This is a genomic window from Ruegeria sp. AA3, assembly GCF_056542905.1.
On record NZ_JBQGAQ010000003.1, the window covers coordinates 105,131 to 128,468 of the forward strand.

The 23,338-nt window shown below is 55.0% G+C and carries 29 protein-coding genes; 14 read left to right on the plus strand and 15 right to left on the minus strand.

Annotated elements, in window-relative coordinates; translation table 11 throughout:
- Nucleotides 1–4 precede the first annotated feature (4 nt).
- A complete protein-coding gene (locus tag ACR0JR_RS07070; protein WP_170472854.1) occupies nucleotides 5–280 on the plus strand; it encodes a DUF1467 family protein in 276 nt (91 codons plus the stop codon).
- A 1-nt stretch (nucleotide 281) separates the two neighbouring features.
- Here the strand turns inward: ACR0JR_RS07070 and ACR0JR_RS07075 are convergent, their stop codons facing one another.
- The 3 genes from ACR0JR_RS07075 to ACR0JR_RS07085 all read right to left on the minus strand — a co-directional run bounded on the left by ACR0JR_RS07075 (nucleotide 282) and on the right by ACR0JR_RS07085 (nucleotide 1,941).
- Complete coding sequence (locus tag ACR0JR_RS07075; RefSeq protein ID WP_480455582.1) at nucleotides 282–980, minus strand: EI24 domain-containing protein; 699 nt, start codon at nucleotides 978–980, stop codon at nucleotides 282–284.
- Nucleotides 977–1,555 (minus strand): nitroreductase family protein, encoded by a 579-nt coding sequence (locus ACR0JR_RS07080; protein ID WP_480455583.1) that lies wholly within the window; start codon nucleotides 1,553–1,555, stop codon nucleotides 977–979. Before ACR0JR_RS07080 ends, ACR0JR_RS07075 begins: the two co-directional genes overlap by 4 nt.
- Nucleotides 1,556–1,692: 137 nt before the next feature.
- Nucleotides 1,693–1,941, minus strand: a complete 249-nt coding sequence (locus ACR0JR_RS07085; protein ID WP_170472848.1) for a hypothetical protein — start codon at nucleotides 1,939–1,941, stop codon at nucleotides 1,693–1,695.
- A gap of 120 nt (nucleotides 1,942–2,061) precedes the next feature.
- Between ACR0JR_RS07085 and ACR0JR_RS07090 the strand changes: the two genes are divergently transcribed.
- The 5 genes from ACR0JR_RS07090 to ACR0JR_RS07110 all read left to right on the plus strand — a co-directional run bounded on the left by ACR0JR_RS07090 (nucleotide 2,062) and on the right by ACR0JR_RS07110 (nucleotide 3,991).
- Complete coding sequence (locus tag ACR0JR_RS07090) at nucleotides 2,062–2,763, plus strand: M48 family metallopeptidase (RefSeq protein WP_480455584.1); 702 nt, start codon at nucleotides 2,062–2,064, stop codon at nucleotides 2,761–2,763.
- A complete protein-coding gene (locus ACR0JR_RS07095) occupies nucleotides 2,763–3,131 on the plus strand; it encodes a YigZ family protein (protein WP_170472842.1) in 369 nt (122 codons plus the stop codon). Before ACR0JR_RS07090 ends, ACR0JR_RS07095 begins: the two co-directional genes overlap by 1 nt.
- A gap of 67 nt (nucleotides 3,132–3,198) precedes the next feature.
- Nucleotides 3,199–3,450 carry a DUF6455 family protein gene (locus tag ACR0JR_RS07100; RefSeq protein ID WP_480455585.1) on the plus strand — a complete coding sequence of 84 codons (252 nt, stop codon included), beginning with the start codon at nucleotides 3,199–3,201 and terminating at the stop codon, nucleotides 3,448–3,450.
- A 15-nt stretch (nucleotides 3,451–3,465) separates the two neighbouring features.
- Nucleotides 3,466–3,729, plus strand: a complete 264-nt coding sequence (locus ACR0JR_RS07105) for a DUF6455 family protein (protein WP_480455586.1) — start codon at nucleotides 3,466–3,468, stop codon at nucleotides 3,727–3,729.
- A complete protein-coding gene (locus ACR0JR_RS07110; protein ID WP_010441830.1) occupies nucleotides 3,722–3,991 on the plus strand; it encodes a DUF6455 family protein in 270 nt (89 codons plus the stop codon). The genes ACR0JR_RS07105 and ACR0JR_RS07110 overlap by 8 nt, the downstream gene beginning before the upstream one ends.
- A 3-nt stretch (nucleotides 3,992–3,994) precedes the next feature.
- Here ACR0JR_RS07110 and ACR0JR_RS07115 read toward each other — a convergent pair whose 3' ends face one another.
- Nucleotides 3,995–4,237: a CDGSH iron-sulfur domain-containing protein gene (locus ACR0JR_RS07115; protein WP_010441831.1), complete on the minus strand. Its 243-nt coding sequence runs from the start codon at nucleotides 4,235–4,237 to the stop codon at nucleotides 3,995–3,997.
- 215 nt (nucleotides 4,238–4,452) lie between these two features.
- On the opposite strand from ACR0JR_RS07115, the gene ACR0JR_RS07120 reads away from it, so the two are divergent.
- Complete coding sequence (locus tag ACR0JR_RS07120) at nucleotides 4,453–4,641, plus strand: hypothetical protein (RefSeq protein ID WP_010441832.1); 189 nt, start codon at nucleotides 4,453–4,455, stop codon at nucleotides 4,639–4,641.
- 134 nt (nucleotides 4,642–4,775) lie between these two features.
- Nucleotides 4,776–5,132, plus strand: a complete 357-nt coding sequence (locus tag ACR0JR_RS07125) for a diacylglycerol kinase (RefSeq protein ID WP_010441833.1) — start codon at nucleotides 4,776–4,778, stop codon at nucleotides 5,130–5,132.
- Between the two features lie 12 nt (nucleotides 5,133–5,144).
- Here ACR0JR_RS07125 and rimO read toward each other — a convergent pair whose 3' ends face one another.
- Entirely contained in the window at nucleotides 5,145–6,542 is a 1,398-nt protein-coding gene (gene rimO, locus ACR0JR_RS07130) for a 30S ribosomal protein S12 methylthiotransferase RimO (RefSeq protein WP_480455587.1), read from the minus strand.
- 93 nt (nucleotides 6,543–6,635) lie between these two features.
- Here rimO and ACR0JR_RS07135 point away from each other — a divergent pair, with 93 nt between their 5' ends.
- Complete coding sequence (locus ACR0JR_RS07135) at nucleotides 6,636–8,567, plus strand: AsmA family protein (protein ID WP_480455588.1); 1,932 nt, start codon at nucleotides 6,636–6,638, stop codon at nucleotides 8,565–8,567.
- 45 nt (nucleotides 8,568–8,612) lie between these two features.
- Here ACR0JR_RS07135 and ACR0JR_RS07140 read toward each other — a convergent pair whose 3' ends face one another.
- From ACR0JR_RS07140 to ACR0JR_RS07155, 4 genes are read right to left on the minus strand one after another with little or no spacing between them, the layout of a single operon-like run.
- Nucleotides 8,613–10,109, minus strand: coding sequence for a phosphomannomutase/phosphoglucomutase (locus ACR0JR_RS07140; protein ID WP_480455590.1), 1,497 nt, complete (start codon nucleotides 10,107–10,109; stop codon nucleotides 8,613–8,615).
- Between the two features lie 15 nt (nucleotides 10,110–10,124).
- Nucleotides 10,125–10,958, minus strand: coding sequence for a 3-deoxy-8-phosphooctulonate synthase (gene kdsA / locus ACR0JR_RS07145; protein ID WP_319545035.1), 834 nt, complete (start codon nucleotides 10,956–10,958; stop codon nucleotides 10,125–10,127).
- 5 nt (nucleotides 10,959–10,963) lie between these two features.
- Nucleotides 10,964–12,550, minus strand: a complete 1,587-nt coding sequence (locus ACR0JR_RS07150; protein ID WP_170472815.1) for a KpsE/RkpR family capsule polysaccharide export protein — start codon at nucleotides 12,548–12,550, stop codon at nucleotides 10,964–10,966.
- Nucleotides 12,528–13,187, minus strand: coding sequence for an ABC transporter ATP-binding protein (locus ACR0JR_RS07155; RefSeq protein ID WP_480455591.1), 660 nt, complete (start codon nucleotides 13,185–13,187; stop codon nucleotides 12,528–12,530). The genes ACR0JR_RS07150 and ACR0JR_RS07155 overlap by 23 nt, the downstream gene beginning before the upstream one ends.
- A gap of 209 nt (nucleotides 13,188–13,396) precedes the next feature.
- Between ACR0JR_RS07155 and ACR0JR_RS07160 the strand changes: the two genes are divergently transcribed.
- Together ACR0JR_RS07160 and ACR0JR_RS07165 are read left to right on the plus strand one after the other, a co-directional pair.
- The gene (locus ACR0JR_RS07160; protein WP_480455592.1) at nucleotides 13,397–13,984 is read left to right on the plus strand and encodes a uracil-DNA glycosylase family protein; all 588 of its coding nucleotides are present in this window, start codon (nucleotides 13,397–13,399) and stop codon (nucleotides 13,982–13,984) included.
- Complete coding sequence (locus ACR0JR_RS07165) at nucleotides 13,977–14,765, plus strand: SseB family protein (protein WP_480455593.1); 789 nt, start codon at nucleotides 13,977–13,979, stop codon at nucleotides 14,763–14,765. The genes ACR0JR_RS07160 and ACR0JR_RS07165 overlap by 8 nt, the downstream gene beginning before the upstream one ends.
- Nucleotides 14,766–14,774: 9 nt before the next feature.
- Here the strand turns inward: ACR0JR_RS07165 and yghU are convergent, their stop codons facing one another.
- On the minus strand, nucleotides 14,775–15,650 hold the full coding sequence (gene yghU / locus ACR0JR_RS07170) for a glutathione-dependent disulfide-bond oxidoreductase (RefSeq protein WP_480455594.1): 876 nt from the start codon (nucleotides 15,648–15,650) through the stop codon (nucleotides 14,775–14,777).
- Between the two features lie 243 nt (nucleotides 15,651–15,893).
- Between yghU and ACR0JR_RS07175 the strand changes: the two genes are divergently transcribed.
- Complete coding sequence (locus tag ACR0JR_RS07175; RefSeq protein ID WP_480455596.1) at nucleotides 15,894–16,412, plus strand: YHS domain-containing (seleno)protein; 519 nt, start codon at nucleotides 15,894–15,896, stop codon at nucleotides 16,410–16,412.
- Nucleotides 16,413–16,472: 60 nt separating this feature from the next.
- Here the strand turns inward: ACR0JR_RS07175 and ACR0JR_RS07180 are convergent, their stop codons facing one another.
- Nucleotides 16,473–17,135 carry a J domain-containing protein gene (locus tag ACR0JR_RS07180; RefSeq protein ID WP_480455811.1) on the minus strand — a complete coding sequence of 221 codons (663 nt, stop codon included), beginning with the start codon at nucleotides 17,133–17,135 and terminating at the stop codon, nucleotides 16,473–16,475.
- Between the two features lie 203 nt (nucleotides 17,136–17,338).
- Nucleotides 17,339–18,205, minus strand: coding sequence for a methylenetetrahydrofolate reductase [NAD(P)H] (gene metF, locus ACR0JR_RS07185; protein WP_170541204.1), 867 nt, complete (start codon nucleotides 18,203–18,205; stop codon nucleotides 17,339–17,341).
- 94 nt (nucleotides 18,206–18,299) lie between these two features.
- On the opposite strand from metF, the gene ACR0JR_RS07190 reads away from it, so the two are divergent.
- Both ACR0JR_RS07190 and ACR0JR_RS07195 read left to right on the plus strand, forming a co-directional pair.
- The gene (locus ACR0JR_RS07190) at nucleotides 18,300–19,205 is read left to right on the plus strand and encodes a LysR family transcriptional regulator (protein WP_170541201.1); all 906 of its coding nucleotides are present in this window, start codon (nucleotides 18,300–18,302) and stop codon (nucleotides 19,203–19,205) included.
- 95 nt (nucleotides 19,206–19,300) lie between these two features.
- Nucleotides 19,301–20,086 carry an inositol monophosphatase family protein gene (locus ACR0JR_RS07195; RefSeq protein ID WP_170472801.1) on the plus strand — a complete coding sequence of 262 codons (786 nt, stop codon included), beginning with the start codon at nucleotides 19,301–19,303 and terminating at the stop codon, nucleotides 20,084–20,086.
- Between the two features lie 57 nt (nucleotides 20,087–20,143).
- Here ACR0JR_RS07195 and bhcD read toward each other — a convergent pair whose 3' ends face one another.
- The 3 genes from bhcD to bhcB all read right to left on the minus strand — a co-directional run bounded on the left by bhcD (nucleotide 20,144) and on the right by bhcB (nucleotide 23,331).
- Nucleotides 20,144–21,109, minus strand: a complete 966-nt coding sequence (gene bhcD / locus ACR0JR_RS07200) for an iminosuccinate reductase BhcD (protein ID WP_260022951.1) — start codon at nucleotides 21,107–21,109, stop codon at nucleotides 20,144–20,146.
- A gap of 75 nt (nucleotides 21,110–21,184) precedes the next feature.
- Nucleotides 21,185–22,348, minus strand: coding sequence for a 3-hydroxy-D-aspartate aldolase BhcC (gene bhcC / locus ACR0JR_RS07205; protein ID WP_319545027.1), 1,164 nt, complete (start codon nucleotides 22,346–22,348; stop codon nucleotides 21,185–21,187).
- A gap of 11 nt (nucleotides 22,349–22,359) precedes the next feature.
- Entirely contained in the window at nucleotides 22,360–23,331 is a 972-nt protein-coding gene (bhcB, locus tag ACR0JR_RS07210) for a beta-hydroxyaspartate dehydratase BhcB (protein ID WP_480455597.1), read from the minus strand.
- Nucleotides 23,332–23,338 lie beyond the last annotated feature (7 nt).

The window sequence follows — 23,338 nt, forward strand, 5'->3', positions numbered from 1 at the left end:
GCCTATGACCATCACTGCAGCTTTTGTTCTATTCGCAGTTATCTGGTTTATGACCCTGCTTGTGGTCCTGCCGATTCGCATCAAAACACAGGGTGATCTGGGCGATATTGTTCCGGGAACCCATGCCGGCGCGCCAGAAGTTCATCACATGAAGAAGAAGCTGTGGATCACCACCGGGATTTCAGTGGTTCTGTGGGCCATCATTGCAGGCATCATCATATCGGGATTGATCAGCGTAAGGGATTTTGATTGGCTGAACCAACTGGAACCACGCGGCTAAATTAGCGTTGGTCATCCGATAAGCCGTGGTAGATATGGGTGAAGGTCGCGGCACCAAGTATCGGGATCAGCAGATTGACCAGCGGAACCGAGAGCGGAACTGCCATAAGGACGCCCGCGACCCAAATTGTTGTTGCATGTTTTGCCCGCAGTTTCCGTGCACCTTCGCGCCCCAGTCGACGCATGGCGGCCAACGTGAAATACTCTCGCCCCAATAGAAACCCGTTCATGCCCCAGAAAATGAACAACGCAAATGGGGTGAAGAATGCATAGAGGATCAGCGCCAGCAGGTTGGCGACGATCAAAACCCCCAAAAAGCTGAACGTATCCCGCAGGGCGTCGCCGAATGAGATGCGAGTGGCAGGAGATAGAGTGGGATAGTGCTTGTCCTCAACCGCCTGCGCGACCTCGTCCAGAAACATCGAGGTAATGGCCGAGGCGACGGGGACCATCAGAAATACCGATAACACCATCATCAACAAGAACGAGGAGACACTGAGCAGATCGTTAAGCCATGTCACCTCACCCAATATCGGCAGGGTGGCCTGATCACCGACCAGTGCGTTTATCAGCCACAAAAAGCCGGCATAGGCAGCCACCAACAGCGCGAAGGTCAGGCCAACACCCAACAGAAGAACCTTGCGAAATCTTGGGTCGCCGATCTGACCCAGAGCCTGCAGAAATGACTGAACGATGATCATTCTGAGACCCATTGCGTCAGTGTAGTTACATCCGGGCGCGGTCGCTCGGGAGGGGTAGTCCCTTCAGTCGCAATGTGGATGAAGCCTGCTATTTTCTCATTTTTGGACAACCCCAGTCCTTGCTCGCAAAAGCTGCGGTTATGGGACTGCCAGCCTGAAAGCCAGTTCGCGCCCCAACCCGCAGCCAATGCCGCGTTCAACAATGCCAGACAAACGGCGCCTGCCGAATAGGTCTGTTCAATTGCCGGAATCTTTTCGGAAGGTTTCTGCACTTCGATGACAGCTACGGCCAGATGGCCCATGTCGAACTGGCTGCGTGCCTTGGCGATATCTTCGGCGCTTTTGCCCATGGCCAGACCGCAGGTTTCGGTCAGCGCCGCAAGACGTTGCATGGCCCCATGTTCGATAACGACAAAGCGCCAGGGCTCAAGCTTTCCGTGGTCGGGGCTGCGCGCGGCAGCGATGAGCAAAGGCATCAACTCTTCCCGCGTCGGGGCTGGTGCCACAAGCGTCTTAGCTGGGCGCGATCGGCGCACCTGCAGAAAATCCAACGCAGCTTGGTTTTTCAGGGACATATGTTAACTTCCTTCACATGGGCAGTGCTTATGTCGGAGGCATGCCATCTTCTTTCAAGGGCAAATTGCCCCCTAAAAGGTGACTAATTCAATCGGAAAGGCAGCCTGAGATCAGATAAAGAGACGGAAGGAAACCGCTATTTCATGAAATCGTCGCTCTCACGAATCTGATAGACGCCTTCGGGCAAATCCAAAGCCGCCGCCAGATCGCGTACCTGCTCAGGTGACAGGGTGATTTTTTGAATCTCATCAGTTCGAGGGTCCAGCTGCTCAAGCGTGACGCACTCGGCAAAGTTGTTGATGACGACGTCCTCTTGCAATGGTTTGGCACCTTCGTCCACCAGAGTAATGACCGTCGAGTCGAATTCGTGTTCAATTGAAAACATATCGGCAGAGTGCCTAGGCAGAGATCGCAATGCAACCCGTTGCAGCGGCATTCGGCAGTAGCCCAGGCAAGTTGGGCGCGTTATGCTTGTCTGCCGACAGGTTGACTGAAAGGAATAGGAATGCGCGGTTTTGCCTTGTCGCTGGTTTTGCTGTTGGCGGCTTGCGGCGCTTCGTCCGTAATCGCGATTCCGGCAGCTGAATGGCAACCCTCATCACCGGCTCTTCGCGAAAAGGCACGGGAATTCGAGCAGGTCAGCCGCGCGGTTGCAGCGTCGGCTGAAAAGGAATGCCGCCGCCAGGCACATTCTGCCAATTGTGATTTTGCCATTCTGGTTGATCTGTCATCAAAAGCGCCAGCAAATGCATTCCAGACGCTGGACGAGGACGGGCGACCGTTGATTATATTCACGCGGCCGATGATTGATTCAACAGCGAACGCAGAAGAGATGGCTTTTGTCATGGGGCATGAAGCAGCCCATCATATTCTGGGTCACATCGCCCGGCAAACGAAAAATGCCAAGGAGAGCGCGCGCATTTTTGGCGAACTCGCCCGCAAGCAAGGTGCAGATGATGCGGGAATTGAGCGTGCACAGGCTCTGGGTGCCGAGGTCGGGGTGCAGAACTATACGCGCGTGTTCGAGCTTGAGGCGGATCGTTTGGGGACAAAAATCACCCATGCGGCAGGATATGATCCAATGGTTGGAATGGTCTTTTTCCAGCGAATTCCAGATCCGGGTGACCGCTTCTTGGCGACACACCCGCCAAATGCTGAACGGGTCGAGGCGGTTCTGCAAACGGCCCGCCAGTTGGGATTGCGATAATGATTCAGCTAGACCGATTGGGCGTGGTGCTCAGCGATCGCGGGTCGAAATATGCAGTTACCGGTGCAAAGGTTACCAGCCGTTCCGACGTTGATGCAGCGCTAGCAGAGCTTAAATCAGACAAGGCTTATGCAAAGGCAACGCACAACACCTGGGCCGCGATGTTGCCAACCGGAGCGCTTAAGGCCGACGATGGAGAATCCGGTGCCGCGATGGTCATTTTGCGGATGATGGAGCGCGCGGATCTTTCGGATCACGTCATAATCGTGACGCGTTGGTATGGCGGCAAGAAACTGGGTGGAGACAGGTTCCGCCGGGTACAAGATGCCACCCGAGTGTATCTGGAACAGTTAGAAGCCGGGCATTGACCTGAGTCAAAGGCATCGTTTGATGCATGGGCTACCTTTTCTTCAGCGAGCAAAGAAAGGGAAACGCATGTCTGACCGAGCAACACTGCGATATCACGCAGGTCTGATGGATGAGATGGCTACAACGCTCGGGGTTGATCTGCAGGAGGCCGCGATTGACGGTGCCTTGCGATTTGATGAAATCTCGGACGCAGTACTGCGCTGTGCCCAATGCCCAAATCCGGGGCATTGCGCGGACCTTTTGGACCAGGGCACCGACTTGGGCAGTGCACCGGAATACTGCCGTAACCAGGAATTGTTGAACAGGCTAGCGCCATAAAGGAGGAGCATGTTCATGCTGCAACTTGGGCGGATTATGCCGCATTTCCATCTAGTTCAGAGAATGGCGCGGGCAATTGGCGCAGATGTTGTGGCGGCACATCGGAATGGGCGTCTGGAGCAGCAAGACTGGGCTCAGATGATCCACGCATGCCGTGGTTGCGAATGGGCGCACGCCTGTACTGACTGGTTGCATAAGAACGAAAATGTAGAGAAGGCACCAGTCGCCCGCCCAAATCGGGCAATGTTTGCGGCCATTAAGGTAGGAAGCAATGGTTGAGCACGATCCTCGAACCCGACTGGGTGAGATCGAAAAACACTTTTGGCTGACACGATCGGTGGCGCGTTGCATGGGGATATCCCTGACCGAAGGAATGGCCGAGGGAAGGATCACGCCTCAAGAATACGCCCTGATGGTGACCCGGTGCCGCAGTGCTGGATGCAGCGAGCAATGCCAGTTTTGGCTCGCTGATCAGCAGGAAAAAGCATCCGCTGCACCGCAGTTTTGCGCCAATGCCAGTGCTCTGAACGATCTGGCCTGACCGTCAGAGCTTATTGTGCGTCCCGTCGCATAACGGCGGATTGGCGCAGTGCTTACAGCCACAAAAGAACACCTTTTTGCTGGCCTCAGCCGTGTATTTTACTGGTTCGAACGACGTGTCTTTGTGCGAACCGTCGCAAAATGGTTGCCGCTTGGACTTGCCACAGGCACACCAGAAATAGGTTTTCCCTTCGGTCACTTCGACCGGATAGGGCGATTTCTGGGCGATGATCGGGGCGTCTGACATGTGGCTACTCCGTCTTTAGCTAACGTCGAAGTCAGAGTTTAGGGTTCTTTGTCAAAAAAGGTAGTCTGCGAATGAAAATCCGCCTTCCAGCGTGGATTCGCCTTAATTCACGAAAGCGTTATCGATTCGGTTGCCATATGAAATTCTTGGTCCTATTCTGATACCGGCCCCGAAAAACTGGGCAATATCAGAAAAGTAATAGAGGATTGATGGACATGAAACTGAAATTTGCTGCTATCTGCGCCACGGCCGTTGTACTGACTGCGTGCTCGCAGCAAGAGGAACCGACCCCGGTCTATATCCAACCCGACTATGACAAGTATGGCACGCCCAGCTGTTCGGCAGGCTACGAACTGGCCACGACCGAGGCGGGTCAGACTGTGTGTAATCCGGTCACGCAATAAGCGTTTCGCAGGCGGTCCATATATTCGGACCGCCTGCACATTCAAGCCGCTGCCGCCGCCGAAAGGCGGTTTTTTCTTGCCTTTCTGCCGCAGGTCGCGAACGTCGGTTCAGGTGGAATTGATCGGAAAGGCCTATGCGAAAATTATTTGATCACCTGAAAGATCGCACTCGCTGGAGTTGGCAGGGCCTATCAGCTACTTGGCGCGAAGAATATTCGTTTCGGGCTTGGGGCTGGGCAAATCTTGTTTCAGGCGCTTTGGCATTCCTGCTTCCGCTCGATTCCGCTGAAAAAGCGTTGATCCTTGCGCTCGGTATACTGGTATTGGTGGCTGAACTGTTCAATACAGCCATCGAACGAGCAGTCGATCATACCTCGACTGACCACCATGTGCTGGCGGGGCAGGCCAAGGACGCGGCAAGTGCAGCAGTGGCACTTACTGCTGTTGCCGCTGGTGTTGCTTGGGTCGTGATTCTGTTTGGGCTGTTGTAGTCCGGGTCTCGGTCACACCGACGAACACAAACGTCCCCAAAGATCGTATTCCCCGGCTTCGTCCACCTCGACGGTGACGATGTCCCCCGGTTTGAGGTTCTTGAAACCTTCATCGATAAACAAATTGCCGTCGATCTCAGGCGCGTCGGATTTGGTGCGGCAGGTCGCGGCCTCATCATCGATGTCATCTACAATGACCTCGATCGTTTGCCCGACTTTAGCCATCAGCTTAGTCTCAGAAATGGCTTGCGCCTTCTCCATAAAGCGTTCCCACCGATCTTGTTTCACGTCAGCTGGAACATGATCTGGCAGGTCGTTTGAACGTGCGCCATCTACATTTTCGTATTGGAAGCAACCGACACGATCCAATTGCGCTTCGTCCATCCAGTCGAGCAATGTTTGGAATTCGTCTTCGGTTTCACCAGGATATCCGACAATGAATGTCGAACGCAGAGTGATATCGGGGCAGGTCTTGCGCCATGCCGAGATCTCTTCCAGAGTTTTTGCCCCTGCGGCCGGCCGGGCCATGCGCTTTAACACGTCCGGGTGCGCGTGCTGGAACGGAATGTCTAGATAGGGCAGCACGTTACAGCCCGCATCCGCCATAAGCGGAATCAGATCGCGCACATGGGGGTAGGGGTAGACATAATGCAACCGCACCCAAGCATCGAATTGGCCCAGCTCACGCGCCAGATCAGTGATATGGCTGCGCACCTCGCGATCTTTCCACGGATTCAGATCATATCTGCGATCCAAGCCATAGGCCGAGGTATCCTGCGAGATCACCAACAATTCGCGCACGCCATTATCGACTAGCTTCTCGGCCTCGCGGAGCACAGCATGCGCTGGGCGGCTGGCCAGCTTTCCGCGCATGTCCGGGATGATGCAAAACTTGCACTTATGATTACAACCCTCGGATATCTTGAGGTAACTGTAGTGGCGCGGCGTCAGCTTCACGCCCGAAGCCGGAAGCAGATCGACATAGGGGTTCGGATCCGGGGGAACCGCGGCATGAACCGCATCCAGTACCTGTTCGTATTGATGCGGTCCGGTCACCGCCAGAATACGTGGGTGATGCTCGCGGATATAATCGGGTTCGGCGCCCAGACAGCCGGTCACGATGACTTTGCCATTTTCGACCAGCGCCTCGCCGATGGCATCCAGAGACTCGGCCTTAGCGCTATCCAAGAAACCGCAGGTGTTCACAATTACGGCATCGGCTCCGGCATAGTCCGGCGAGATACCGTAGCCTTCGGCACGCAAACGGGTCAGAATACGTTCGCTATCAACCAGCGCTTTAGGACAGCCCAGCGACACCATTCCAAGTGTTGGCTGACCGCGGCGGGGTGTCTCGGCGATGCGGGCCCCTGGGGCCAGATCGGGGCGGAGGTTCGGTGGGTTCGTGCTCATGGCCGGGCATATAGAGGGGATTGCTTCCCCTTGCAAATCCTGCCCACACAGGGCTGACTTGTACCAGAGCAGATAAGCCGGAAAGGCAAACTCATGAAGTGGCTCATTCGTATTCTCTTTCTTATGGTTGCGGCCTTCGGGCTGGTGATTAGTGCCTTGCTGCTGATGCCAGGAGACAAACTTGCCACGATCCTGGCTGAGCAGGTCAAGGCACAAACTGGTCGCGAATTAAAACTGTCTGGGGATGTCAAACTATCCTTCTGGCCCGTTTTGGGCATGGAAACCGGTCGCGTAACCTTTGGCAATGCGCCCTGGGCCGGGTCCGAGCCGATGCTGAGCGCTCAAAGGCTGGCTGTAGGGGTCGATGCCTCGGCGCTGCTGTCGGGTGATATCCGGATCAGGAGAGTGCTAGCCGATCATCCAACACTGCGTTTGGAACGTTCGGATGGGCGCGGGAATTGGGAGTTGCACCAACCCGGAAATTCATCTGACACCGGTGCGTCGGCGCAAGCGGTTGAAAGTCGGCTGGTGACTCTGGAACAGTTGGAACTGCAGAACGCGCGGTTGATCTACATTGAGAATGGCGCGGTCAGCATGGATTTCGCCGATGTTGATCTATCTGCCCGTTGGCCCGACGTGACTGCCCCGATGGAAATGCAGGCCAGCATGCCGGTGCCCGGAGGCAACGTTAAGGTTAACCTGAACATTCCTGACCTGCCTGCGTTCTCGAGCGGGGTGGTGACCCCGTTGGAACTAAGTCTGACTGCACCCGGTGGAGGGATTCAGTTTTCCGGCCGGGTGAATCTGGCCGGAGAAATGGACGGCAAGACTACTGTCACCGCAAAAAATACACACAAGATGTTGGCTGCATTTGGTCAGGGAGGTGTCACCGTTCCCGAAGGCTTGGGCCGGGTTGCGAATGTATCCGGGCAGATGACCTATACCCGAGACGGGCGGATTTCACTGCGGAAAATGGTTGCTGTCCTTGACAATAATCGGCTTGAGGGTGAAGCGGATATTCAGATATCTGATCCGCCAAAAATCACGGCGCGCCTGAAAGCGGGCGATCTCGATTTGTCCAATGCAAGTGGGGATGATGACACATCAAGCAACGGTTCTGAGACTGAAGGGTGGTCCAAAGCCCCAATAGATGCGTCATCGCTGGCACTCGCAAACGGGACGATCCGACTGCAAGCGAATTCGATTTCGGTGCCAGGCATGCGCTTTGGCAAAAGTGATCTAACGCTCAGCCTTGATCGTTCGAGGGCTGTGTTGAAAATGCATCCCGCGTCGCTTTTTTCAGGGCATCTGAATGGCCAGGTGGTTGCCAATAATCGCAATGGTCTGTCGGTCGGTGGAAATCTGAAAGCCGATAATATCGATATCAATGAAGCCCTTGTAACGCTTGGGGATATCAAGCGCCTGTCGGGAACCGGGTCAGGGCATCTAGAGTTTCTGGGTGTGGGGCAGAGTGAAGATCAGATCATGCGGTCGCTGAGCGGCAAAGGGAATATTGAAGTCGGGAAAGGGGTCATTTCCGGGGTGGATCTGGACCGCCTTATGGGGCGCGGAGGGGGTTCAGGCGGCACAACGGTTTTCAATAGCCTCACAGCCAGCTTCACGATGAAAGATGGTGATCTGAACAACGACGACTTATTGATGAAACTGGATAATTTTCGGGCGGATGGCACGGGCCGAATTGGTCTTGGTGCTCGCGATATCGACTATCTGTTTACGCCGGTGGCTCTACGCGCCAATGCAGGCGAGGGGATATCGGTACCCGTTCGAATCGTGGGGCCATGGAGTGACCCGTCGATCAAGCCGGACCTCACCAAAGTCATTGAGGCCGCAGCAGAGGGCAAAGTCAAAGCACTGGAAGATGACGCCAAGCAAAAGGTATTTGAAAAGGTCGGGAAGGAACTTGATACCACAGTAACGGACACCGGTCAGATCGAGGATGCCCTTAAAGACAAGCTGGAGGACGAGGCCAAGAAAAGCCTTCTCAAACTGCTGGGCGGGGATTGATTGCGCCGATCAAGGGCGCTGAAACCAGCGCCCTTGTTAGGTGGGCTAGATGGTTTGATCGTACTCGCCAACGCCGGGCTCGGTGCGAATAACGGCATCAATATCGGCGAAAATCGCCCGCAATTCGTCTTCGCTTTCGCTGCTTTCGCAAACCACCACGAGGTTCGGAGTATTCGACGAGGCGCGCACCAGCCCCCAGCTGCCATTGTCCAGAATGACGCGCGCGCCATTGACGGTCACAACCTCTTTGATCGCTCGGCCCGCAAAGGTTTCGCCAGCATCGGCCATTGCGACCAACTTATCGACGAGGCGCTGCAAGATATCATATTTCTCGGTATCCGCTGCATAAGGTGACATGGTGGGTGTTGACCACGTCTTGGGCAGCGCCTTGCGCAGGTCCGACATGCTCTGATCTGGGTTGCGGTCCATCAGCTTGCAGATTTCCACCGCCACGCGCATCCCGCAGTCATATCCGCGCCCGACCGGCTCAGCCAAGAAATAGTGGCCCGATTTTTCAAACCCGGCCAGCGCACCGATTTCCTTGACCCGGCGCTTCATGTGGCTGTGGCCGGTTTTCCAATAGTCGGCTTTTACACCATGAGCTTGCAGTTCAGGGTCGCTGGCAAAAAGACCGGTAGATTTCACATCGGCCACAAAGGTCGAATTCGGATAAATCTTGGCCAGATCGCGGGCCATGATGACGCCAACCTTGTCGGCAAATATCTCTTCGCCTTCGTCATCTACAACGCCGCAACGATCCCCATCGCCATCAAAACCAAGCGCCAGATCGGCGCCGCTGGCTTTGACTGTATCGGACATGTCATGCAGCATTTCCATCGCTTCGGGGTTTGGGTTGTAGTTGGGGAACGTATAATCCAGATCGTTGTGGCTTGGCACAACTTCAACACCGATCCGTTCGAAAATTTCGGGCGCAAAGGCAGCGGCAGTTCCATTGCCGGTGGCGCAGACCACCTTCAGCGGGCGGGACATTTTGAAGTCACCGACCAGATCGTCGATATAGGCCTCTTTCACACCGTCCACGAATTCATATGACCCACCCGGGCACGCGAGGCCTTCGCCGTTCAGAACGATATCGCGAAGTTCGGACATCTCGTCAGGCCCGTGTGTCAAAGGGCGATCGAAACCCATTTTGACGCCGGTCCAGCCATTGGGGTTGTGGCTGGCTGTGACCATCGCAACTGCGGGCACATCCAGATGAAACTGTGCAAAATAAGCCATCGGGCTGAGCGCCGGGCCAATATCCTTTACCTGAATGCCTGCCTGCATAAGCCCAACGATCAGCGCGTTTTTGATCGACAGGGAATAATCACGATAATCATTGCCCACCGCAATTACCGGTGCGATTCCGCGTTTCTGCATCTGGGTACCCAGACCCAGTCCCAGAGCCGTCATACCCGGCAGGTTGATCTCGTCAGGGTATTTCCACCGCGCATCATATTCGCGAAAGCCCGTGGGCTTGATCATCGGGTCGCGCAGAAAACTCCAGGTGTTTGGGGTCACCTCACTGAAGGGTTTGGTCATTACAAATCTCAATCTTTAAATCTGAATTGGGTTTTCTTTGGCCAGCGCATCAAATCGCATCAATGTGTCAACCAGATGGCCCATCTGATCCAGAGGGATCATGTTCGGCCCATCTGAGGGTGCGGTGTCGGGATCTTGATGGGTTTCTATGAAAACGGCTCCGACGCCCAGAGAGACAGCGGCACGCGCCATCACTGGCGCAAACTCACGCTGTCCTCCTGAGGAACCGCCTTGGCCGCCGGGCTGTTGCACCGAATGGGTTGCGTCCATGACGACCGGATATCCGGTTTGCGCCATCTGCGGCAGCGACCGCATGTCCGCGACCAGCGTATTGTAGCCAAACGAAGTTCCGCGCTCGGTCAGCAGGATGTTCTGATTGCCAGTGCTTTCGATCTTAGTAACGATATTGGGCATTTCCCACGGGGCGAGAAACTGTCCCTTCTTTACGTTGACCGCTTTTCCAGTATTGCCTGCCGCCAGCAGCATGTCCGTCTGACGACACAGAAACGCAGGGATTTGCAGGATATCGACAGCCTCGGCTGTAATCGCGCATTGGGCTTCGGTATGAACATCGGTCAAAACCGGAATGCCCATGGATTTGCGAATGTCGTCCAGCACCTTCAGCCCGGCATCAATGCCCATACCACGCTTGCCGGACAGTGAGGTCCGGTTTGCTTTGTCATACGAGGCCTTGAATACATACTGCGCCCCGGCAGCGTCACATGCCTCTTTCATAGTGCCCGCGATCATCTGGGCGTGATCGGCGGTCTCAAGCTGGCACGGGCCAGCGATGATGGTCAGCGGTAGGTCGTTGCCAACTGTCAGGTCGGCGATTTTTACATGTTTCATGAGTCTTACGAGGATACCTGTTCACGAAGGACCGACGCGGTAAGCGAGATCATCAGGTAGATACCAGCAAACAACAGGAAAGCCAAAATCGTATTTTCGAACTTGCGCGGATAGCTGGGTTCCTGGCTGGCAACAGGGTTCACCGAGACGGTCAGATACCGCACTTTCCGGTTGGCCTCGGTCCGTGTGGCTTCCATTTGCTGCATTGCCGTTTGCAGCATCATGTCTCGCGCCGCTAGATCGGCCTGTGCCATCTGAATACGTACGCTCAGGCGCGCCAGCGAATTTTCGCCTGCTGAAGCATCCAGCATCTCAGCATTCAATTCTGACAGCACGGCCTCCAGCCGTTTAATATCTGCACGCGTGCCGTCCACTTTAGCTTTGTTGGGCCGTGCATTGTCAAGAAGGGCGGCCAGCTGCAATTCTTTATCCTGCAGCTCAATTTCAAACTGATCGATTCTGGCACGCAAGCTGGCGATCACGCTTTGCGGATCCAGTATGGCACCCTGCAACTGCAATTCGATCAGGTCTTCCTGTGCCTGCCTGCGCGCTTCTTGCGCGGCTTCAAAGCCCGCCAATGCATCACGCATTTGATCTTCGCGTTTCAGCTCGGTCAGGCCATTAATCCTCTCCTCAGCGTAAGAGATCAGACGATTGGATAGATCGACCGAGATTTCAGGGCTGGGCGCGGCGACCTCCATGCGTATGACACCATCACTAGGGTCGTACCCGATCGTGATCATTCGCTTAAAAAGCTTGTAAGTTTCTTCAAGCGTCGCATCAGAGGGCAAACGTTGGATCGGATCAATATTGTCTTGCTGAAAGAACTCAGCAAACCCGACATCCCGTTCAAGGCGTTCCAGCGCGTCCTTGGATTCCAAAAACTCCTGAGTGGATACCGAATCCTGTGCCGTTGCAAACTGTGTCCCCGCGAGGAAGCCACCGAAAGAGGCCCCTCCGCCGTCGGCTTGCAAAATCGAAAACACGGAATCGCTGGCGTACATCGGCGTTGCGACCCGATAGAAATAGTATCCCACAATGAATGTAGGCAGGATCACAAAGGCCGTTAGCCGCGCAAATAATGCAACGAGTTTGCGGCGCCGTCTGCGGGCGATGTCTTTCTGGATTTGCCCGATCTCATATTCGCGGCGTTGGGCCGGGCTGAGCTCTGGACCTGGCAGGTTCTTTTGAGTTTCTTTGGCGGTCTGAGGTAAGTGAATTTTGATGTTATCTTGCGTCGCTTTGTCGTCGGTTGAATTGCGTTGATCGTAAGCTGCAAGATCTAGCAGATTGGAACGCTGAAACGGATCAATCCCTTTCTTACGCAACAGTCGCACTGCGTCATAATCAGAGGTTGCCGCCAACCCATTCTTGTGGGCAAGCCGTCTGGCGACCCGCAATTGCCGCCCGGTTAACCCTTCGCGCTTGATTGCGTCCAATTCGGTCCCCGGCTGCTGCGCGTCTGTGCCGGAACCAGAGGCCTGAGTCGCCTTGCGAATACGATCGATCGCATCCGAGCGCGCCTCAGCAGTGCCAGCTCCGCGCGCTGCGCGGTCAGGGTTGTATTTTCTAGCCTTGGGCTTGGTAGTCATAGAGCTGCTTCGCCTCTTCCAAGGTTTCAAACATATAAAGCTGACCATCTACCAAAACAGCAGCTTGGCGCGCGAATTTCTCGAGGGTAGATGGATTGTGTGACACGATTACCAAGGTTGTTGTCCGAAGCTTCTCTTTCAGGATATCGCCGGCTTTCTTGTTGAATTCCACATCTGTGGTCGAGGGCATCCCTTCGTCAATCAGATACATGTCGAAATCCAGAGCCAACATCAGCGCAAAGGTGAATCTGGCGCGCATACCGGACGAGTAGGTGCCAAGCGGCTGGTTAAAATACTCACCCAGATTGCACAGCCATTTACAATAGGCTTCGACATAATCAGGGTCCATGCCGTAGATCTTGGCGATCGAGCGCGCGTTTTCGAGCGCTGACAGGCGTTTGGCGACACCCCCGGTGAAGCCCATGGGGAAAGACACACGGCAATCCCGTCGAATTACACCTTCGTCCGGTTTTTCCAACCCTGCCATCATATTGATCAATGTGGTTTTGCCTGTTCCGTTCGGGGCCAGGACCCCAAGGGAGGTGCCCAGTTCGACACGGAACGACACCTGATCCAGAATCACTTTGCGGCGGGTTCCGGTCCAGAATGACTTGCTGACATTTTCGAATTCCAGCATTTGCGGCCTGTCATCGTACTGTTTTGCTATGGTTCGAAGGTGTGTGTGCTACGGGTCCATGTTGGCCACATTATGTCGAAATATGAAACAAATGATCAATGCGGATCCCGCGATATGACATTGAAGTGTTGCCAAGTTAGGTGCTGTTGGCTCCGGCCGCGTTCATTCCTATCTTGATTGAGTGTTCATTGCGGGAACGTTTCAATCCGATGAAGTCGCTCATTAAGGATATCGCAGAGTGCCGACTTTGCGCGGACAGGTTTGCGCAGACGGCTACCGCGCACAAGCCACGCCCGGTTGTCTGGTTCCAATCCGGTGCACGAATTCTGATCGCGGGTCAGGCACCGGGGGCTCGGGTGCACCTGTCGGGAAAGCCCTTTACCGATCCCTCGGGTGATCGCCTAAGGGATTGGTTGGGGCTGGACGAACAAGGCTTTTATGACCGCTCGCGTGTATCAATTGTGCCGATGGCATTTTGCTTTCCTGGATATAATGCGCGTAAGGCCGACCTACCACCACCGCCGATATGTGGGCGCACATGGCATGAAAAAGTGATGAATGCGCTGGGAGAGGTGCCGCTGACAATCCTCGTTGGCGGTCACGCGCACAAATACCATCTGGGTGTGAAAACGCCGGTCACCGAGACTGTCAGCCGTTGGAGAGACCATGCGCCGCGGGTCTTTGCCTTGCCTCACCCGTCTTGGCGCAATACGGCTTGGCTGAAGAAAAACCCCTGGTTTGAGGCCGAGCTTTTGCCGGTTCTTCGGCAACGGGTGCAAGAGGTTCTGAATGACTGAAACCACAGCTTTAGATGCTGCACATGCCGCTATGCTTGCAGCGCCAGAAGACGATTCAGCACGGCTGCGTTTCTTTGAAAGGTTAGCCGACAGCGAGCTGTTCCTGATGCTGTCGGAAGAGGCCAGGGACGAGAATATTTCGCCTGAGCTCTTCGATGTGGCTGATGGCCGTTTCGTGCTGGCCTTTGATCTTGAGGAACGTTTGGCAGAGTTCGCGGGGCATCCGGTTCCCTATGTTGCTCTGTCCGGGCGTGTTTTATCCGGAATGCTGTCAGGGCAGGGAATTGGGTTGGGCCTGAACCTCCAGACCGCGCCGTCATCGATGTTGATCCCGACCGAGGCATTGGGCTGGTTGGAAAGCACGCTGCAGCACGGCCCGCAAGAAGTGCAGCAGAGGCTTACTGAATTTCACCCGCCCGCCGGTCTGCCAGATAAATTGCTGACTGCACTTGATACCAAGCTGGCGACTGCAGCAGGCCTCGCCACTGCGGCTTTTCTAGTGGGAACGAAGACGGATGATGGCGGTCGGGGCCATCTTTTGGGATTTGTCTCGGCAGTTGAAAACGCGCAGCCTGCTCTGGCGCGCGCCGTTTCTGAGGCGCTGACATTTTCGGGGATTGAGGCGGGTGCATTGGATGTCGGGTTCTTTGAAGCAGAGGATCCGGCAGCCGCCGCGCTGGCAAAGGTCGGGCTTAGGTTCGATTTACCCCAGCCACAGGCTCCGAAAGTTGAAAGGGCCGCCCCAGGCAGTGATCCCGAGCGGCCCCCGATCCTGAAATAACAAAGCGCGTTAGTCTGCCGCTTCCAGCTTGTCCTGTGTTCGCGTCTCAAAGTCGCTTGCATCGTGACGTTCGTGCAATTGAGTGTGAGGTTCGCCAAATGGGCGATTGACCATTCGACCACGCTGAACGGCTGGGCGCGCGTCGATTGCTTTGGCCCACCGCATTACGTTCTTGTAGCTTTCGACATCAAGGAATTCCGCCGCATCGTATAGACGGCCCAAAACCAGTTGTCCGTACCAAGGCCAGATAGCCATATCGGCGATCGTGTATTCTTCACCAGCGATATAGGTCTTTTCAGCAAGTTCCCGATCCAATACGTCCAACTGGCGCTTGGCTTCCATCGCGAAACGGTCAATCGGGTATTGCCACTTCTCAGGGGCGTAGGCGTAGAAATGGCCAAAGCCGCCACCCAGATAGGGTGCGCTGCCCATCTGCCAGAATAACCAGTTCATAACCTCAGTCCGTTCCGCACCACTCGCGGGTAGAAACTCACCGAACTTCTCTGCCAGATGCATAAGAATTGAGGCACTTTCGAACACGCGCACAGGTGTTTCATTCGAATGATCCCAAAGCGCGGGAATTTTCGAGTTGGGGTTGGCTCCGACAAAGCCCGAACTAAACTGGTCGCCTTCGCCAATATTGACCAGCCAGGCATTGTACTCTGCCCCACTGTGGCCCAGAGCCAGCAGCTCTTCGAGCATTACAGTGACTTTGACGCCGTTGGGTGTAGCGAGCGAATAAAGCTGCAGAGGGTGCTTTCCGACCGGAAGGTCCTTATCATGTGTGGCCCCAGCAATTGGCCGGTTGATATTGGCAAATTGTCCGCCGCTTTCACTGTCCCACGTCCAGACCTTAGGAGGGGTATAGGTGGATTGTTCGCTCATATCATGCCTTTCCTGCGTTGCTGGCCAATGGACCGCTAAATCAACAGCTAATATTGCAGAACTCGGAGTCCAACCCCAAACACCGCGGGAATTTTGTAACAATCCCCCGGATACACCTCACAATTCCCAATTCGTTTTCACAGCGGCGCGAGTGGGTCTTCGCGCGAGGCCAAAAACACCTATTGTCTGAGCAGCCCCGTAGCACGGGTGCCCAGACACCGATAGGACATGAGGATAATTCACATGAAACGCTTTGCACTGACCCTTGCAGCGACTATGGCTTTCGCCATGCCTGCATTCGCAGGAGATCAATATGTCGATGGTACCGGATTTGCGGTGTCAGGGTATGACGTCGTTGCCTATCGCGACTTGGATCAAGTTGCCGTGGGTCAATCGCAGCCCGAGGCAGTTCGCGGCCAGTCTGACATCACTGCCGATTATAACGGTGCGACCTGGGCATTTTCGACTGAAGAAAACCGCGACAAGTTTCTCGAAAATCCGGCCTATTATGCGCCGCAATATGATGGACACTGCGCCTATGGCGTGTCGCGTGGCGGCAAGGTTCCGGCCAACCCGAACCTGTGGCGGATCGTCGATGACAAACTGTATCTGAACATCACCGATGTAGTCGTCGGCTTTTGGGAAGAGGACGTACCCGGCAACATCAATTTGGCAGAAGGCAACTGGCCGGGTATCGAACCCGACGCGGCGTCTACCAGCGTGATCCCGAAATTTACTTCGGAAGGTCCAGTGTCCAACTGATATTGGTGAAAAAAAATAAGCCCGGCCTTAACAGCCGGGCTTTTTTTCTGGCAGGTTCTCTCAGCCTGCCAACTCAAACAAATCCCGCATTTGCTGGTCTGCTTCAAACCGAATCCTAACGCTTCGAGCACCGGGAAACTTCCGTTCGCGTATGGGGTCGGGAATGACAATTTCACCCGAACCCGCAACTTTGGATTTAAATGTCAAAATCTCGGTTTCAGTTTTTCTGCAACTTGCCAGAACCGATGTTGGCAAGGCGACTCGGTTTTCACCCTCACAGACAGAAGACGCGACGAAGTAAGTCAGGTCACGTCCGAAACAGCCGATTGCATCTGGCACATGGTCATATGACTGGTCTTGGTCGTCGCTTGTCGCGGCGTGGTCAATCGCAGAAATATCTGAAAGCACGTATTCGGGATTCAGCAAATCACGGCAAGCTTTGATCTCATCGGCGTCCAGTTCGATCACACGTTTCTTTAGGCGTGGACGACGTGGTGTCGACGAACTCGTCACGCCTTTTCGGGTCAGACCCTCGCTACGCAGAAAATCGTAAGCCGATTTGGCTTTGGAAAAAACCGAATGGTCACCATCTGTATGATCAGGGTGATCATGAAAGGCGATATTTCGCCAGGCGTCTCTGATGTCGTTTGCGTTGGCGTGGGTGGGCAGGCCAAGAACCTGAAACGCTTCTGCCCGAGCCTTAACTTTGCTCACTGGCTCCATACTGATAACACTCATTAAAACTACACTGCGCTCAGAGTGCCATCGATCACATTATTGTCAAATTTTCTTAGATATTAGCGTTAATCCCAGCAACAGTTTCTGGAATCAATTCTGGATTGTCGCCCGCGCTTTAATCGGCGTGCCGCACATCGGTAGTGGTGGGTGTGCCCAGCGACAGATTTGCCACCGGACAGGCCACAAGATCAAGCGACGTTCTGCAATTCGGTCTGAGGTGTAATACCCAATGCGAAACACACATCGCGGGTCAGTTCAGGGCGATTGAGCGTGTAGAAATGCAACTTGTCCACACCACCTTCGATCAGGTCCGAGCAGAGCTCGGTGCACAACGCGGTGGCCAGAAGGTCTTCGCGATCGTCGCGGATCGCCTTCTCAAATGCATTTTCGATCCACTCGGGTACTCGGGTTCCACAGCGTTTTGCGAAGTTGCGTGCCCCTTTCCAGTTTTCGATTGGAAGAATTCCGGGCACGATTGGTTTATCAATGCCTGCTTTTTCGCAAGCATCCCGGAACCGGAAAAAAGTCTCGGCTTCGAAAAAGAACTGGGTTAGCGCTTCGTCCGCACCCGCGTCCAGTTTTGCCTTTAGCCAATCCACATCGGTTCGGGCGTTCTGTGCCTCGGGGTGGATGTCAGGATAGGCACCGACGCGAATACTGAACATTTCTGTTTCTGCCAGCGCGGATATCAATTCGACCGAATTGGCAAATCCTTCCGGATGTGGCTGGAACCGGTCATGTCCCTTGGGAGGATCGCCGCGAAGCGCGACGATGTCCTGAACGCCTGCGCGTGCGAACGTATCGGCAATCTCAAGGGTTTCCTGACGCGAGGCATCTACACAGGTCAGATGCGCGGCAACGGGCAGGCCTGAAGATTTGTGCAGGGTTGCAACCGCATCGCGTGTCAGTTCGCGCGTCGTGCCCCCTGCGCCATAGGTGACGGATACAAAGCGAGGGTTCAACGGAGCCAGCGTCTGCACCGTATCCCACAGGCGAAACGAGGCCTCCAGCGTCTGGGGCGGGAAAAATTCGAATGAGATCTCAGGCTTGGTCATAATGGCCTCGTAACTGTCATTTACGCTCTTGTGCCACCTGAGGCGTTGTGAGACAAACTCATATTATTCAACAACAACATGAGTCACGCAGCATATGCATATTGAGTTCCGACATCTGCGGACGATCAAAGCCATCCACGAATGTGGTGGTCTGGCGCGTGCTGCTGATCAATTAAACATTACCCAGTCAGCATTGAGCCATCAGATCAAGGGCTTGGAAGATCAAGCCGGGGTTGAATTGTTCCTGCGCCGGTCTAAGCCAATGAAACTGTCTGCGGCCGGTCTGCGACTGTTGCGGCTGGCAGAGCAAATTCTGCCGCAGGTCGAGGCAATGCAGGATGAGTTTTCATCGCTGCGCGACGGTCGCACCGGGCGTATGCATATTGCGATCGAATGTCACGCTTGTTTCGAATGGCTGTTCCCTGTGCTCGAAGCCTTCCGAAAATCCTGGTCTGATGTCGATGTAGACATTCGCCCAGGTCTCGCGTTCGACGCGCTGCCTGCGTTGCAGAAGGAAGAAGTAGATCTTGTGGTCTCCTCCGACCCTGAAGATTTGCCGGGTGTCGAGTTTATAGAACTCTTTGACTATCAAGCCGTGTTTGTTGCGGCGTCCTCGCACCCGCTGGCTGATAAACCATTCATAGATGCGGAGGACTTTCGCGGTCAGACACTGATCACCTATCCGGTCGAACGGACACGTCTGGACGTATTCAGCCAGTTACTAATCCCGGCTCGTGTTGAACCAGCCTCAATCCGTCAGGTTGAACTGACAGCTGTGATCCTTTTGTTGGTTGCGTCGAACCGAGGTATTTCTGTTCTGCCGGATTGGGTCGTGCGTGAGGTAAAGTACAATTCGGACTATGTAACCCGCCCACTGACCAAAGACGGGATCACCCGCAGGCTCTATGCTGCAGTTCGCAGTGAGGACCTTGAAAAACCCTTTGTGCAAGAGCTGGTAAAACTGGCTCGGACTGAGGCGCGCAAGCTGCAGACGCAATAGCGCCAGACGCAGATCAGCCATGCGCATCATTCCTCTTGGCAAGGGCGCGTTGCCCCAGTATACGCGCGGCTTGACCGGACAGGAGCCTATGTAAAATGGTTGGCAGTGCAAATCTCAACATCATGATCAAAGCCGCGCGGAAAGCGGGGCGCTCTCTGGTCAAGGATTTTCGTGAAGTCGAGAACCTGCAGGTGTCGATGAAGGGCGCGGGCGACTTCGTGTCCAAAGCCGACATTGCTGCCGAAGCAATTTTGAAAGAGGAACTGCTGGGTGCCCGCCCGACTTATGGCTGGCTGGCCGAAGAAGGCGGTGCGATTGATGGCGAAGACCCGACCCGCCGCTGGATTGTTGACCCGCTGGACGGGACCACCAACTTCCTGCACGGCTTGCCGCATTGGGCAGTCTCGATCGCTCTCGAACACAAGGGCAAGATCGTCTCCGGTGTGATCTATGACCCAGCCAAGGACGAGATGTTCTTTGCCGAGAAAGGCGAGGGTGCGTGGATGAACGACATGCGCATTCGTGTCTCGGGACGGCACCGCATGATCGAGTCGATCTTTTCAACCGGTTTGCCATTCGGCGGCCGTTCGGACCTGCCTGCGACCCTTCAGGATCTCGCCCGTTTGATGCCAGCCTGTGCTGGTGTGCGTCGCTGGGGTGCTGCTGCTCTGGACATGGCTTATGTCGCCGCAGGTCGTTATGAGGGCTTCTGGGAACGCCGGCTCAACGCTTGGGACGTTGCAGCGGGCATCATCATCGTGAAAGAAGCAGGCGGTTTCGTTCAGGCGCTGAACCCCGAAGGCAGCGTGCTTGAAGATGGCGAAGTAATTTGTGCGAATGAGCCGATCTTTGACAATTTTGCCAAAGTGATCCGGGGCTGAACGGCTTCTTCCAGCGTCATAGATGAACGCGCGCCCGATTGGAGCGCGCGTTTTTGTCTAGAAATCCACTTCGATCGCGATCCCTTGCTCAACAGCAAGCTCAACCACGGCGCTTGCGACGGCCAAGTCCTGCAACCCGACGCCCGTTCCATCGAATAGTGTGACCTCTTGATCGGATTGCCGTCCGGGATGTGTGCCATTGATGACTTCACCAATCTGCCGGATATCGGTTTCGTTTTTCGATCCACTGGAGACTGCGTGCTGACATTCGCCCAGTGTGATGGACTGAGCGACCTCATCCGTAAAGACAGTGGCGCGGTTGATCAGGTCGACCCCGACTTCTTGTTTGCCGACCGTATCGGTGCCCATGCAGGCGACATGTGTGCCGTCTGATACATGATCCGACATCAGAGTAGGCGCAAATGACGATGTAATCGTGATGATCACATCCGCCTCGACCATGCCGGGCAATTCAACAGCTTCAAAGGGCAGTCCAGCCTCAGACGCGACTTCTTCGATGTTGGGCAACATATCGGGGTGCAGATTCCAGCCGATGACCTTCTCAAACTCTCTTTGCTCCAACGCGGCACGCAATTGGAACTTGGCCTGATGACCCGCACCGACCATGCCGATCACCTTGGCGTCTTTACGTGCCAGATGGTTGATGGATACGGAAGAGGCAGCCGCCGTGCGCAGGGCTGTCAGCAAATTGCCTCCGACAATCGCCTTCACCCGGCCCGTATCAGGGTCAAACAGGAATACGGTGGATTGGTGATTGATCAGCCCGTGTGTCTCCAGATTGTTGGGCCAATATCCACCGGCCTTGAGGCCAAGCGTCATGCCCGCCCGATCAAATCCGCCCTTGAAGCCATAAAGCGCATCTGCATGGCCAATGGCTTCGCGCACGACTGGAAAATTATAGGCATCTCCCGCCGCCATTGCGGCAAATACCTGTTCGATCGCCTCGTAGCTTTCGTTGCGGCCCAGCAGAGCGCCGATTTCCTTTTCAGGAACGATGATCATCTATTTTGCCTTTCGTGAGTACTGATGATCTACGGTTAGACAGGCGACCTGAGCCGCCTGCCTTTCCTGTTATGATCAATAGGCCTTGCCGCGTGCCGAGACTGGCCAAAGCGCTTCGACTTTTCCGTTCCGCACACCAACGTACCAGTCATGGACATTGCAGGTCGGGTCGCAATGCCCCGGTACAAGCCGTAATCTGTCGTTTACCTTCAACGCGCCGTTTGGATCACCGATGACCCCGTGCTCGTCCGAACATTTGAGGTATTCCACATCGTCGCGTCCAAATATGAAGGGCAGGCCGCTATCGACTGATTGCGCCTTAAGACCTGCATCACAGATCGCCTTGTCCGCTTTGGCATGGCTCATCACGCTGGTCAGAATGAACAGCGCGTTCTCCCATTCGCCTTGGTCAATCCGGTTGCCATCCTTATCGAGAATTCGGCCATAATCGGCATCCATGAAGGCGTAGGACCCACATTGCAGTTCATTATACACGCCTGAGTTGGCCTCAAAGTAATACGATCCTGTCCCACCGCCCGAGACCAGTTCGCAGTCGATACCAGCGCTCTTTAGGCCGTCATACGCATCTTCGACCATAGCGATGGCGGCATCCAGTTTCTCTTTTCGGGCCTCATAGGTATCAAGGTGCTGCATCGCGCCCTGATAGGCCTGAATGCCAGTGAATTTCAGGTTTGGCGCAGCTTCGGCTGCCTTGGCGATGGCAACGACATCCTCGGTCGTTGTTACCCCACACCGACCGGCACCGCAGTCGATTTCAACGAATACTTCCAGATCGGTCCCGTGGCGTTGCGCCGCTTCGGACAGGTCGGAGATATTCTCGATGTCATCGACGCACACAATCGTACGCGCACCCAACTGAGGCAAGCGTGCCAAACGATCGATCTTGGCCGGATCGCGCACTTGGTTGGACACCAAAATGTCTTTGATACCACCGCGGGCGAACACTTCGGCTTCGGACACTTTCTGGCAGCAAACGCCAACGGCACCGCCCAGCTTTTCCTGCAGCTTCGCCACATCTACCGATTTGTGCATTTTGCCATGCACCCGATGGCGCATCCCATGGGCCTTGGCGTAATCGCCCATCTTTTTGATGTTCCGCTCAAGCGCGTCCAGATCGAGGATCAGGCATGGCGTCTGAATTTCACTTTCATCCATGCCGATTGCGGCAGGGATGTCGTAGCCAACTTCAAGCTGATCAATGTTCATCGGTTTATTCATCCTGTTTCTCCTTACCCGTTGAGCCAGGGCAGTTTGTCCAAATCCACGTTGCCGCCTGTGATGATCACTCCGACTCGCTTGCCTCGGAATGTGTCGGGGTTCTTGATTATGGTCGCAAGCGGGACAGCTGAAGATGGCTCCATCACCACCCGCAGGTATTTCCAGGTGAGCTTCATCGCGTCGATGATTTCTTGTTCGGACGCGGTGAAGATGTCGGTCACGTAGTTTGAAACGAAGTGCCAGGTGTTTTCCTTGAGCGGCACCAAAAGACCATCCGCTACCGTTTTCGGGGCATCATCCGCGATAATGTGACCTGCTTTGAATGAACGGTACGCATCGTCCGCCTGCTCGGGTTCAGCCGCGTAGATTGCGGTTTCCGGCGCCAGGTTTGACACAGTCAGGCAAGTGCCCGAGACCATGCCACCGCCCCCGATCGGTGCGATTACCGCATCCACACCATCCGTTTGCTCCAGCAACTCGGCCGAACAGGTCGCCTGACCAGTTATGACGCGCGGGTCATTGTAAGGGTGTACGAATTCACCTCCGGTTCTGGCCTGAACTTCGGCGAATGTTGCTTCGCGGGAAGAGGTTGAAGGCTCGCATTCGGTGATCGTACCACCATAGCGACGTACTGCGTCTTTCTTGGCTTGCGGGGCTGTTCGCGGCATGACCACATTACAAGGAATACCTCGGCGACCCGCAGCATATGACAGTGACAGAGCGTGGTTACCGCTGGAATGGGTGCAAACGCCCTTGGTTGCCATCTCATCGCTTAGACCAAAGACAGCGTTGCTGGCTCCTCGCACTTTGAAAGCGCCGGCCTCTTGAAAGTTCTCACACTTGAAGAACAGCTGTGCGCCAGTCAGGTCATTTAGGTAATCAGACGTCATAACCGGCGTGCGCCGAATATGTGGCCTGATCCTTTCATGCGCTGCCAGCATATCTTCAATAGTCAGGTCAGCAACTGGGATTTGATCCAACATTATGGTC